The 12,983-nt window shown below is 61.6% G+C and carries 8 protein-coding genes; 3 read left to right on the top strand and 5 right to left on the bottom strand.

Annotation, left to right across the window (positions count from 1 at the left end; genetic code table 11):
- Positions 1-24 precede the first annotated feature (24 nt).
- The 4 genes from XM1_RS17390 to XM1_RS17375 form a co-directional block, all read right to left on the bottom strand.
- The gene (locus XM1_RS17390; protein WP_231920567.1) at positions 25-1,764 is read right to left on the bottom strand and encodes a TolC family protein; all 1,740 of its coding nucleotides are present in this window, start codon (positions 1,762-1,764) and stop codon (positions 25-27) included.
- Between the two features lie 19 nt (positions 1,765-1,783).
- Positions 1,784-5,929 (bottom strand): DUF4347 domain-containing protein, encoded by a 4,146-nt coding sequence (locus XM1_RS17385; protein ID WP_172821936.1) that lies wholly within the window; start codon positions 5,927-5,929, stop codon positions 1,784-1,786.
- A gap of 4 nt (positions 5,930-5,933) precedes the next feature.
- Positions 5,934-6,611, bottom strand: a complete 678-nt coding sequence (locus XM1_RS17380; RefSeq protein WP_172821935.1) for a helix-turn-helix transcriptional regulator — start codon at positions 6,609-6,611, stop codon at positions 5,934-5,936.
- A gap of 139 nt (positions 6,612-6,750) precedes the next feature.
- The gene (locus XM1_RS17375) at positions 6,751-7,716 is read right to left on the bottom strand and encodes a helix-turn-helix transcriptional regulator (protein WP_068435701.1); all 966 of its coding nucleotides are present in this window, start codon (positions 7,714-7,716) and stop codon (positions 6,751-6,753) included.
- 308 nt (positions 7,717-8,024) lie between these two features.
- On the opposite strand from XM1_RS17375, the gene XM1_RS17370 reads away from it, so the two are divergent.
- The gene (locus tag XM1_RS17370) at positions 8,025-9,032 is read left to right on the top strand and encodes an AraC family transcriptional regulator (protein WP_068435699.1); all 1,008 of its coding nucleotides are present in this window, start codon (positions 8,025-8,027) and stop codon (positions 9,030-9,032) included.
- Positions 9,033-9,172: 140 nt separating this feature from the next.
- Positions 9,173-9,787 carry a hypothetical protein gene (locus XM1_RS17365; RefSeq protein WP_156428771.1) on the top strand — a complete coding sequence of 205 codons (615 nt, stop codon included), beginning with the start codon at positions 9,173-9,175 and terminating at the stop codon, positions 9,785-9,787.
- A gap of 141 nt (positions 9,788-9,928) precedes the next feature.
- On the opposite strand, the gene XM1_RS17360 is transcribed toward XM1_RS17365, so the two are convergent.
- The gene (locus tag XM1_RS17360) at positions 9,929-10,945 is read right to left on the bottom strand and encodes a helix-turn-helix domain-containing protein (RefSeq protein WP_172821934.1); all 1,017 of its coding nucleotides are present in this window, start codon (positions 10,943-10,945) and stop codon (positions 9,929-9,931) included.
- Positions 10,946-11,164: 219 nt separating this feature from the next.
- Between XM1_RS17360 and XM1_RS17355 the strand changes: the two genes are divergently transcribed.
- The gene (locus XM1_RS17355) at positions 11,165-12,973 is read left to right on the top strand and encodes a TolC family protein (protein WP_231920566.1); all 1,809 of its coding nucleotides are present in this window, start codon (positions 11,165-11,167) and stop codon (positions 12,971-12,973) included.
- Positions 12,974-12,983 lie beyond the last annotated feature (10 nt).

The following is a 12,983-nucleotide window of genomic DNA, read 5'->3' as shown; positions in this document are numbered from 1 at the left end:
ACCGTCCAATCGGGCTGTTCGCGCTTATTCACTGACCCGATCGGCAAGACGGCTGATCTTGCCGCCCAGCCACGCCAGACCGTCACCCAGCGAGTCCTTGCGTTCGGGCTCGGGAGCGGCCACCGGCGCGGCCTCGGCCGGCTTGGCGAGGCCGTTGGAGATGAACGTCCCCAGCCAGGCCATGGCGTCCTGATGCTCGGGCTTGGGCGCGGGGGTGTCGGGGGTCACCGTCTCGATCACGGCGGGCGCCGCCACCGGCGCGGCATCGGCTTTCACCACCGGCGGCATGGCCAGCACTATGGCCCCCGACAGCCCATCTAGAGATTGCGAGGCCACCCGCTCGGGCACCGGATCAGCGCCGAGGGTTGATTGCAGCTTGCCGTAGGCCGATTGCATCTGGGCATAGGTCTGGAAACGTCGAAGCTCGGCGGCGATGGCCGAGGTCTCGGTGCTGATGCGCTCGATCTCGTTCTGAGTGCCGCCGCGCTGCTGATTGCCAGAGGCTTCGGCCAGACGGCTCTCGATCCCCCACAGTTTGTCGGCCCGCTCGAACTGCTTGGCCGCGCTGGCGAACTGATGCGAGATCACATGGACCTGGGCCAGCACCGCCATGCGCAGCGCGATGCGCTTGGCGTCGACCACCTTTTCGGCGCTGTCGGCATGGGCGAGACGGTCCGGCGCCGCCAGCAGATTGATGAGGTTCCATGTAACCTTTGTGCCCACGTCGTTCCAGCGGTTGTCCATCAGGAAGGAGTTGGAGTCGTACTGGCGCGAGAACGACAGGGTCACGCCCGGCAGCAGCTTCAGGATCTCCTTGTGAGTGTCATCGATGGCGATGCGACTCTGGTAATCTTGCTCGCGCAGATCGGGGTTGTTGATCAACGCCGCTTCTTCCATCTGCTCGATGGGTATGTCCCAGGCGGGGATGGTCATGCCGCCATTGGCGGGCACGTCCAGCTTGAAGTCGCTGCCGGGAGCCACGTTGATCAGGGCGGCCAGTTCCGACTTGGCGGTGGTCAGCTCCTGGTCGATGGCCTCCAACTGGCGGATGCTTTCCAGCAGGGTCTTCTGAATGCGCAAGCTTTCAGTGGGGTTCTTCAGCTTCTCCGCCTCGACCCGCTCGGAATCTTTCAACGCCCGCTCGGCATTGGCGATGACATCCGTGACCTTGCCCTTCAGCACCTGGGCTGCAGCGGCCCGCCAGAAGGTGAAGCGCACTTCCTGGACTAGATTGGCCACGGTCTTGCGCCGCTTTTCCTTGGCGATCAGAGCGCGATCGGCATTCTGCTGGGCCGTGAAGTAGGACACGCCGAAATCCAGAATGTTCCAGGTCAGGCCCAGATCGTTGGTGATGGAGAACCGATCCGCCGAATAGCTGGGATTGGACGTGCTGGTGGTCTGGGTATAGAGGTCGCGCGACCGCGTCGCATTGGGGGCCGAGCGCTCGGTATAGCCGGCATTAGCCGCCAGCTTGGGCAGCAGGTCGAAGCGGTCGAGGTCGAGCTGCCCCAGGGCCAGGGCCTCGTCCATCATCTTGGCCCGCTTATCCAGATTATACTTCAGCACGCGGGCCACCGCATCGGACAGGGTAAGCGGCTTGGACATCACCTCCTGGCCGTCGAACATGGCGGCGCGGTCGGCCTTGGCCTTGGCCGAGAATTCATCCTGGGTGAACGGCGTCGGCGTCACGGCGCAAGCCGACAGCAGGGCGGCGGTGGAAACGGCGGCCAGAAGGCGGGCCATGCGAGCGGAAACGATGGTCATGGTGATCTATCCCCTGGTCTTAGGAAAAGCGGACGGCGGCGTTGCGGGCAGCCAGCTTGAGTTGTTGGGTGAAGGCGATCTTGCCCACCGGCTTGTCACGGAGGTGATGGCCCAGCTTGATGACGTTGCCGTCCCGGACGGCGCCGGTCTTCTCCGGCAACCCGTTGATGCGCACCGTGATGGTGGCTTCCTGGCCCTTGTCGTCGCGGGCGATGATGCGGACCACCATGGTGCCCTTGAAGTCGGCGGGCGGCTGCCCCGCCAAGGTGCCGGAGCGGGAGTCGAAATTGAGCCATGACGGCAACGGCTGCCCCGTCACGCGAGCCGCGCTCAGCGTGACCACGGCATCGGAACGGCTATGGACAAAGGCATCCGCCGGAATTGTGACCTTCATGGGGCCATCGGCGAGTGGAGGCACCTGAACCTCGGGGCGAAGGGCGAGCAACCCCTCGACCGGAGGCCCGCCTTGGGTTGCGGTAACCACCGGCACACGGAATCCGCCATCCGCCGTCGGAGGCGTAAGCTGGGTCGTCATGACGACCGGAATGACTGGAGGCGCCACCACGACCGGGGTAACGGGAGCCACGGCCTTGGGGGCCTCGCTGATCTGCGTCTTCGAACTGTCGCCGACCGGTCCCGCAACGGGGGCCTTGGGCGCATCGGCAACGGGGGCCGCGACCGGAGCTTGTGACGGCGCTGAAATTGGAGCGAACACCGGTGGTGGGGTGGTGTCGCGAATGATGGTCTGTGGTTGTTCAACTGGCGGCGGCGCCGGTTGTGGCGCCACAACAACAGGAGCTGGGGCGGGAGCCTGCTTCGGCTCGGGCGGCGGCGGTGGTGGCGCGACAACAGCAGCAACGAAGTGGTTCACATTAACCGTGACGTTGTGATCCGCATTCGTGTTGCCGTCGGTTTCGCGGATCGCCAAGGTATAGGATGGCGTGGTCGCGAAATTGAACTTGGTGGCGTCCGCGACGGTAATGACGCCGGTTGCGGTATTGATGGCGAACAGTCCAGAGGCGTTGCCACCCTGAATCGACCACGTAACACCGGTTGTGTCGCCAGTCCCGGTCAGTGTCGCCACCGTGACGCCGTTGGCACTATTGTCATTCAGGGTGACGGGTGCCGGAGCGGTCCAGGTTGGAGCCACATCGGTAACGGTGATGGCGACGGCCTTGGACGAGGTGCCGTTGTTATCCGTGGCGTTGATGGTGATGTTGTAAACATTGGAATTAGCGGCACTGGCCGGATTTTCAAAATTCGGCGGCACCTTGAATGTCACTGCGCCGGTCGTGCTGCTGATGTTGAACTTACCGGCATCAGCTCCCGCCAAGGCATAGCTCACCGTGCCACCACTGGCGGTCGCCGCCGCCGTATAGACAGTGCCGGCACCGTTCTCGGCAAAATTGGTGGTGGCGCCCGAGCTGAAGGTCGGGCCGACATGGCTCACATTGACGGTGATATTGTGGTCCGCGTTGGTGGTGCCGTCGGTTTCGCGCACGCTAAGGGTATAGGACGGCGTCGTTCCGACATCGAACTTGGTGGCGTCGGCGACGGTGATGGCGCCGGTGGTTGCGTTGATGGCGAACAGACCCGAGGCGTTGCCGCTCTGAATCGACCAAGTAACCCCACTGGTGTCGCCGGTCCCAGTCAATGTCGCCACTGCGGCGCCGTTGGCGCTGTTATCGTTCAGGGTGATGGGAGCCGGAGCCGTCCAGGCGGGAGCCACGTCGGTGACGCTGATGGTCACGCCTTGCGACGCCGTGCCATTGTCGTCGGTTGCGCTGATGGTGACGGAATAAGAGTTGGAGCTGGCGCCGCTGCCCGGAGCCTCGAAATTGGGGGCGGCCTTGAAGGTCAGCACGCCGGTCGAGGTGTTCAGATCGAACTTGCCGGCGTCGGTTCCGCTCAGGGCATAGGTGACGGTGCCGGTTCCGGTGGCCGCCGCCGTATAGGCGGTCCCCGTGCCGTTCTCGGCGAAATTGGCGGTCGCGGACGAGGTGAAGCTGGGGCCGGGGGGCGGCGTGCCGCCGAAGGGGGTGCCATCCGAGGCGTATCCCTCGACAAACCCGGCATTCCAGGCGTTGAACGTCATGGAGGTTCCGGAGTTGCTGAACGATCCCAGGGTTCCCACCCCCATGTCGCCGACCAATCCGATCTTGCCGCCGGTCAAGAGAATGTCGCGCGCGTTGATTTGGGCGCTGCTCGTCCCGGTTTTGCCCCACACATAGGCGCCGGACGAGTCCAGCTTTACCTGGAACAGGCTATAAGAGCTCAGGCCCGAGACGGTGCCCCCGCCAGCAGGATTCAAGTCAATGGAACTTCCATTGGTCACGCCGCCGACATAGACGTTGTTCGATGCGTCGGCGATGACGGCGATACCGTTGCCGCCGTCGGTCCCCGCACCACCGATGCTGTCGGCCCAGATATAGGCCCCATTGACGCCGCTATATTTGGCGACATAGGTATCCGTCGATCCGCCGGAAGAGCTAAGGTTGTGCGTGGCCACGCTAGGGTCGAAATCCTTCGTCCCGCTGTAAACGCCGGCGACGATCACGTTACCAGCCGCGTCATGGCTAAGAATGCTGTGTCGAGAACTTGGCGAGAACGGAAGCGCGAAGGCCCACTGATTGATGCCGCTGGAATTGAGCTTTTGCACGAACATCGTGTCTCCGCCCAGAGACGACGTCAGGTCGGACGCCGTGCCTTGCGGGTTCATGTTCACGGTCGAGCCGCCGGAGATCAGGCCGGAAACGAAGATGCTGGTTCCGTCCGAGTCCACCGCGTAGCCCCGCTCGGTTCCCTGGGCCTGCGATGCCGGGTAATTGTAGGCGTCGTAGGCATTCACCCATTGGGTCGCGCCAATGGCATCAAGGCACAAAACATAGGCGGCGTTGCCGCCGCCCCGGTCCGTGACCGTTGTTCCACCGAAATTCACGCTGGTATTGAAGGTTCCGATCAGGACGATGTTGGTTCCGCCCACCACGGCCACATCCATGGCGTTGTCACTGCCCGTGCCGCCAAAGGTCTTGGTCCAACCATAGGTTCCATCGGATGCGAATTTCGTTACGAATATGTCGTAACTGCCATTGCTGGTGATGTTGTCATTGGTCGATCCGGGATCGAACTTGGCCGTTTTCTGGAAGCTGCCGGTGACAATGACATTGTCGCTGCTATCGACCGCGACACCAAGGCAGGACGTGAATGGATTGTTTGTCCCCAGCGGAGAGACGCTGTCGCCCACGATCTTCGACCACAGGAAGGATCCCGACGACGAATATTTGGCGATGAAACCGGCCTGGTTGCCCGCGCGCTGCGCCGCCGAGGTTATTGTGGCGGGACTGGATGAATCTAGGGCGACGCCGGTGTCAAAAGAACCGGCAACATATATGTTGCCGCTGGAATCAACCGCCGAGGCATTGGTGTTGATATAGGCATTGGTGTTCGAGGGATGGTCGATCTTGATCTGGAACGCCGATGGGCCGACAAGGTCGTGGCCGTAATTGGCAAGACTGGAGGCGTCCAGCGGCGAGGCCGTCACCTCTCCGATGGTCTTCTCCAACGTCCAATCGCTCGAGGCGCCGGTGGTGTTGTCGGACGCGGCCACGTCCGCTCCGGTCGCGGCGGCCAGTCCGGCGATGAATTGCTGGCCGTCGTCTCCCTTGGCCAGATTGCAGTTGTAAAGCAGGATGTCGCCCCCCGCCGCCAGGGCGTGGCCGATCTGGGCCAGTTCCGCCTGCACGGTCGCGTCGTTCAGCGCTGTCCAGGTGATGTAGTCGCTGCCCAGGTTCAGGACGGCTTCACCGCCATGGGACAGCACCGAGACGCTGTCATAGCCGGAATGGGTCTCCGCCCACTTGGCCATCTGGGCCAGGCCGCTCTGGCCGCCGTCGATCTCCTGGACCTCGACACCGGGCTTCACGGCCGCTTCCAGGGTCTGGTAATCGGCCACCGAGGTATCGACGAACACGACCTCCTTCTTGCCGCCATCCTGGGCGGGATCGGCGGTGCGGACCTGCACCGGCGCCGGGGCGTCGGGGATCAGTGCCTTGGCCGCCGCATCGGGGGCGGCATCGGCCATGGCGGCGCCATCGAACATCCAGCGCGGCTCAAGGGCCATCAGGCCGAGATTCAGACGTTTGCGTCGGGAAGGAACAGAAGTCATGGCATCAATCCTGATTGCGACTCGCCTGGAAGCGGGTCGGGGGCATGCCGAAACGGCGGGTGAAGGCGGCGGAAAAGGTGGGGACGTGCGAATAGCCCAGTGAAAAGGCGATATCCTTGATGGAGGCGCCGCCATCCATCACCAGGTCGCGGGCGCGAACCAGACGCCAGTCCACCAGCCATTCAAAGGCGGTCATCCCGAACACGGCTCGGAACTGGGCGTTGAGCTTGCGGGGCGGCACGCCGACCATGCGGGATATTTCGGCCATGGACGGGGGAGAAACCGGATCGGTCAACAGAATGTCGCGGACGGCGAAGGCGTGCCGCTGGTCATCGCTCTCGTCCGAAGTCGAAACCTCGTCCACCAGCAGTTCGATGACCTTGCTTTGGACATACAGATTGAAGGCCGATCCACGATAAGGCGTGCGAGAAAGGTCCTCGGCGACACGGCGCACCAGGGCGGAATTGGCGATTTCCACCTGCTCGCACCCACCGGACAGCAGCCTCTCCAGGCTGGAACCGTGACCGTTGCCATGCCCCAGAATGATGCGCAGCCGGGCGGGAGAAACACATGCCACCAAGGCGTAATCACCGCCCGTCTCCGCCAAGCGTCCATCGGAGACCGACAACTGGACCATGGCTTTCAGACGCTCTCTCCGCGCATGGGAGAGCCTCAGGATCACCTCCAATCCTTGGCCGACCTGGATATGTTGAATATCGCTTGGCATGCGCTCTCCGCGTCGAATGTCTCGACAGCGGGATTAGAGCGCAGAGGGTGGCCCGAATTGAACCGAGGTGGTGTACGAAATCCTGCCTAAAGTGTTAGGAGGGCGTGCCGGGAGCGTAATATACGCTCGCCCGCTCATCACGGAATCCGGCTGGCGGCACTCCGAAACGCTGGGCAAAGGCCGCAGCGAAGGCACTGCGGTGAGAATATCCCAGCCGATAGGCGATTTCCTTGATGGATAATTCGCCGACAGCCAGGAATTGGGCGGCCTGCGCCATTTTCTGGTCCAACAGCCATTGCTGTACCGTCATGCCAAATTCGCGTCGGAACGCCTCGTTCAGGCGGCGGGGCGAAGTTCCCACCTGGCGGGCGACATCCATCAGATCCGGCGGAGAGGCGAGATCGGTCAGCAGCAGATCACGCGCCGCCAAAAGGCGGTGACGCTCCCGGCCCAGCACGCGGTCATCGCCGGAATCGCCCTCATCCATGAGATCGACCACCGCCGACAGCATTTCCAGAACCTTGCCCTGCAGGAAGAAACTCAAGGCATTCCCGCGATAAGGGGCGGCGCGAACATCTTGCACGATACGCCCCAAATGGGCCGTTCGAGCCGGAGTGAGGGCCAGCGTCTCGGGGCGATCATCCAGCATCCTGGCCAAGGGACGAGGGCAACGCGTATCGCCGAAGAAATCACGCAGCCGATCCGGGGTCAGCGCCAAAGCGACATGCTCGAAGCTGCCCCCTCCCGGCAGGGCTCGATAGAATGACGCGGGATGGCGGCAGATACCAACGCTGAACCGCTCCTCATCAGTCACAATGGGGGCGCTGATTCCAGGCCGGATACATTCGTCGCCACCCGCGAGAAACACCCGAATCCAGAGCTGGGTGTCATGGGGCATCACGACTTTCTTGTAGTTGATGTTCGGCACCCCTTTGGCGAACACATGAAAGAAATCCGCCCCATCCCCCAAGGAATGATGGGCGAAGGTCTCCGGGTGGCGACGGATCACCGTTTCGCGCCCCACCTCCGGGGCATCAACCCAATGTTCGACGATCGACATGCCTGCTCAGCCTAATCACAACCAGGATGCGGAACTCTTTTGAGATTCTGATTTCACCATCAACGCCTCATCCGCCCTTGTGCCCGCATTTCAGGCCCATTGATCGGAAATCCCCGCATCACGAGGTCAGACGCGACGAGGGGGTGACTCTACCTGAAACTGGGTCGAAGTTGCGAGCCGAAGAAGATACGTGAAATGGAAAGGTTAAGACGCGCCAATGCACGCTGGCTGATGAATGGCCAATCGCATGTAGACTCCACCGGCCGCTCCCGATGATATTGAGCGGACGCTAATCCCGGAGACGGCCGATGCGCTCCGCCTATGAATTCTTGAAATTCAACTGGCTTCTGGAAGACGAGGAGGCGACCTTCCTGCCCCTGGACGGCGACGTCGAGCGGCATCCTTATCCCATGTCGCCCGAAACGGGCGAGGCCAGCTTCACAAAGATCGAACTGGCCATGGGCATGACGCTGTTCCGCACCACCCGGCGTTTCACCCCGGCATCGTTGGGGCAATTGATCCATATCGGGCATGTGGAAGGTTCTTTTCCCGGCGAATCTCTGATGATCCAGACGGTCACCGGCGGCCAGGTCATTCATCACGAGAAATACCCTGCAGCCGAGTTGATCTTTCGCCCAGGCATCGATTTGTTCCGCCTAGCCGACCGATTGGAAGTCGATCCCGTGGTCGATGGCTCCACTGACGTCATCATGACGGCGCTGACCATCAGCCGGACAGTGCTTGGCCACCTGGTCGGCCATGACATCGCCGAACGCACCCTGGAAGCCTTGGATCTGACCCCCGCCCCCAGAATCCGGGTGCGAGCGATGCCTCACCATGTCTCCGCCCATTTACACAACGCCATTCCCCATGACGTCGCCGGGGCCAGCCGTCGCCTGCTGTGCCAAGCCCGCGCGCTGGAATATCTGACAGCGCTGATGGAACACCTTGGCGCCAATGTCGCTGCCCCTCCGCCCCTTTCGTCATCGAGACGGCAGGCACAGACGCTTTATCAGCAGCTCATAACCTTGCAAGGAAAGTTGCCGACGCTGGAAGAACTGGCCATGCAATTCAATGTCTCGGCGCGGTCGCTCAACAACGCGTTCAAGGCCGAATACGGGCAGCCCATTCATACATTCATCGCCGAGCATCGTCTGGCCGAAGCCCATACCGCCATCGAGAGCAGCGACATCCCCTTGAAGACCCTGGCCCAGCGCCTGGGCTATATCCACACCAACCACTTCCTGGCCGCATTCCGCAGGAAATTCGGCTATCCGCCGGGAAGCTTAAGGAAGAGGCACACGCGGGAACCATAGCGCCGCCTTCTAAGACGGCTCGGGTGAGAATAGCGCAGGTTGACGCCCCGGCCCGCCAGGGTGCTATCGCAAATTATTCGCAGAGCCGGTTGAACTCTGGACGCCGCAGGCGCATCTCCTATGGGGATGAGGTGCGCCTTATGTCGATTCGATCCATCGCCCGGAATGTGATCATCACAACCTTGGCAGGTTGGCTATCCCTGTCATCGGTATGCGCGGCCGAGATGAGTGTGACGGCGGATGGCCGGACCTTGTTAATCAGCGGCTTCATTCAGGAATGGGACCATTGCGTCGCCGCCCGCCTCCTGGCCGCCAACCCGACCATTCGACAGGCTCGCATCAATTCCCCCGGCGGGCATGCCTGGGCCGGAGCCTATATCGGCCGGCTGTTCGGTTGGGCCGGGCTGGAGGCGGTGGTGCCCAAGGGAGCGGTGGCGGATTCGGCGGCGGGCGTGGCGGTGCTCGGCGCGCCGCGCAGGGTGATTGCCGGCGAGATCGGATTGCATGGCCCGTGGCTCTCGCGCCCGGATCAATCCTCTTTGTCGCGAGTTACCTTGGCCGAAACTTCGGCGGAGATGTCCTCGGTGCTGGAATTGGGCGGCATGCCGCCCGAACGGATCAACAGGGCCATGAAAACCGCCCGAGATCGCCTGTACCGGATCGACGGCGTTGCGGCGGCCTCATTCCACCATCGCGGCCAGCCGGACCCCGCCATGATCCAGCGCACGGCCGCCACTTGCCGTGCGATTTCCTGACGTCAGGCATTGGAACGGACACTGCCCTTGGGCGGATCTTCGGAGATTGATGAACGGCATCGTTTCGGCACTGCGGTTCTTGTTTATGCGTCATGCATCGCGACGGTTGGCTATTCCCTGGCCAGCATGCGATCAAACCGATCAACTCAGTTCCCGTTTTTGCCTTTTCCTTAAGTTCCCTGGTGGATATCCGTACTTCTTGCGGAATGCCGCCAGGAAGTGATTGACGTGGGAATACCCCAGACGCTCAGCCAAGGTCTTAAGGGGAATATCGCTTCCTTCTATCGCGGCGTGGGCTTCTGACAAGCGGTGTTCGGCGATGAATGTATGGATGGGCTGGTCGTATTCTGCTCGGAAGTCATTATTCAGGGTGCGAACCGATACATTGAACTGGGCAGCCAGCGTTTCCAGGGTTGGCAATTTTCCGTAGGTGTTGATGAGATATTCGTGCAGGTCCCTGGCCCGTTGGGTCGCGACCTTAACAGGCGGGGCGTCGTTCTCGTTCGTGCCCAAGTGATCAATCAACGCGGTCAGGTAATCAAGGACCCGAGCTTGGATGAACAGGGTGCGCATCAAGCCTGTCATGTTGTTTGGAATGGCTTTCTGCAAAATCGATGAGACGCTTGAGGGCATGGCCCGAACCACCACTGCGGGGGCTACGCCCAGACCAAGGGCGACCAAGGTTCTATCGGCAACCGTTGGCCCCAGAAGATTGGCCAAAGCGGGGCGTCCCACAGCCAGGACCGTGGCTAGGCAATCAAAGGTGCAGTCAACGGCTGGGGTGACGGCTATTTCTTGGCTATAGCGAAACAGGTCAAACCCAACGCCATAGCTGAAAGTTTCTTTCATGATGTGATCGTCTTGGATGCTGCGCCCATGACTCAGCGAATGCAGCATTAGCGTTTCTACGGGCAAAGAGGCTTCCAGCCTTGCGGTCTGCACCAGCTTTCCGGTGGCCGAAGAGTTGAAGCGATAATCGGCGCGCAAGACCGACATTCCCATGGGCAGATCGTATTTGGATATCCAGCCCACGCCTAATTCGAGGGGGATGGGGGCCCGTTTGCATTCTATGTCCCGATCGACGGCGCGAATTTCCGTCGAACTTTGCTGGGGGTCGATCAGCCAATTCAGAACGATGCTGTCGTATCCGGGTTTCATCCTGACGGGTACCTTTTTTGGGCCTGACATGCCAATTCGCTACAATAGGTCACTACTCGTGCCATACGTCCATCTGAAGATAAACAGGCTTGCTGGACATTGCCTGATCTCGTGGAAATTTGGGCGTTTCGCGTAGAACAGATGGGTCGAGTTGCCTCTTCCGAATGGCGTACACAATACGAACGATTTATGTTTTGTCGTGCGCGGGAGAGCCACGCTATGAGTTTTTCTGGTTTCAGAGCCGGCCGTCTGCTGGCCTCCGTCTCTCTGGTCGCCCTGCTGGCCGCCTGCGCGGTTACGCCCGAACCATTCACCAAAGATGAATTGGCGGCCCAAGCCAAGGAGGATCGTGCCGATATGTTCAAGGGCGGCGAGCCCCTGACATCGGCCCTGACGGTGTCGGACGCCATCGCCCGCGCGGTTCGCTACAACCTGGACAAGCGCTCAAAGATGATGGATGAGGCGCTTGCGCTTGGTCAGACCGATGTGGATCGCTGGGACCTGCTGCCCAAGCTGACCGCCAATGCTGGCTATAATGAGCGTTCCGAACCCAACTCGACCCGCTCGCGCGATCTCTATACCCAGACCACCTCCACCTCCAATCCTACCTATTCCGCGGATCGCTTCGCCAAGACGGCCGACCTGACCATGTCCTGGAATGTGCTGGATTTCGGACTGACCTATTACACCGCCAAGGCCAATGCCGACCGCGCTCTGGTGGCGACCGAGCGTCGGCGCAAGGCAGTTCACAACCTGATCTCCGAGGTGCGTTTCGCCTTCTGGCGCGCCGCCGCCTACCAGACTCTCAACGGCGAGGTCAATGCGGCGGTGGCCGAGGCCAAGGTGGCGCTGGACAAGGCCCGTCTGGTGGAGCGCGAGAACCTCAAAGCTCCGGTCGAAAGCCTGCGCTACCAGAAATCCTTGCTGGAAACGCTCCGTCAGCTGACCGCGATCCAGCAGGAATTGTCCACTGCCCGCATTGAACTGGCGGCACTGATCAACGTGCCGCCGGGGACCGATCTGGTCCTGAATGTTCCGGCCGATATGAAGCTGCCCGACTGGCAGATGGGCTTGGAGCGCATGGAAGAGACGGCCTTCGTCAACAATCCCGATCTGCGCGAGCAGGGCTACCTGACCCGTATCGCCCTGGATGACACCAAGAAGGCCATCATCCGCATGCTGCCCGGCGTCACCTTCACCGCCAGCCGCAATTACGACTACAACAGCTTCCTGATGGACAATCACTGGTACGAGGCCGGTGCCAAGTTGTCGTGGAACCTGATGAACGTAATCTCGGGCCATGACGCGCTGAAATACGCCGATGCCAATGAGGAGACCGCCAAGGCCCGGCGTCTGGCATTGCGCATGGCGGTGCTGGCCCAGGTCCATGTCTCGGAGCGGCAGTTCCGAAATGCCAGCAGCCAGTTCACGCAGTCGGACGATCTGTGGAAGGTGGACCGGCGGCTGTTCGAGTTGTCGGATGCCAAGGCGGCCAACGACGCCAGTGGCATCCTGGAGCGGGTGGCCGGTCACGCCTCGGCCATCGCCTCGCAATTACGGCGCTTCCAGACCTATGCCCAGGTGGAACAGGCCTATGCCAAGATGCAGGCGACGCTCGGCGACGATCTGCTGCCTGACAGCGTCAAAGCGGCTGATGTGAAGAATCTCAGCATCATTGTCGCGCGGCGGCTGGAGCAATGGGGCAAGGGCGAGATGGCGATCCCGATGGGAGCGGAGGAGACGCCCGTCGCTCCGACTCCGGCTATGGATGCCGCCGCCCCCGCCAAGGGCACGCCCGATCTGTTGTCCGGCATGGTCCGCTTTTTCCAAGATGGACTGAAGCAGCCCGAGGAGGTTGCCACTCCTTCGGTGAGCGCCCCCCAGGATGCCATCAAGCTCTCTCCGTCATCACAAGTTGAGGCGCGTGACCAGCTCTCCGGCATGTTCGACAAGGCGTTTCGCTTTCTAAAGGACGGCCTTGGAATGGATCAAGGCGCCAGGTCGGATGACCTCGCATCGGCGCGGTAAGTGCGGGGAT

This window comes from Magnetospirillum sp. XM-1 (genome assembly GCF_001511835.1).
Classification (GTDB): domain Bacteria; phylum Pseudomonadota; class Alphaproteobacteria; order Rhodospirillales; family Magnetospirillaceae; genus Phaeospirillum.
This window is presented reverse-complemented; position numbering and strand designations above follow the sequence as displayed.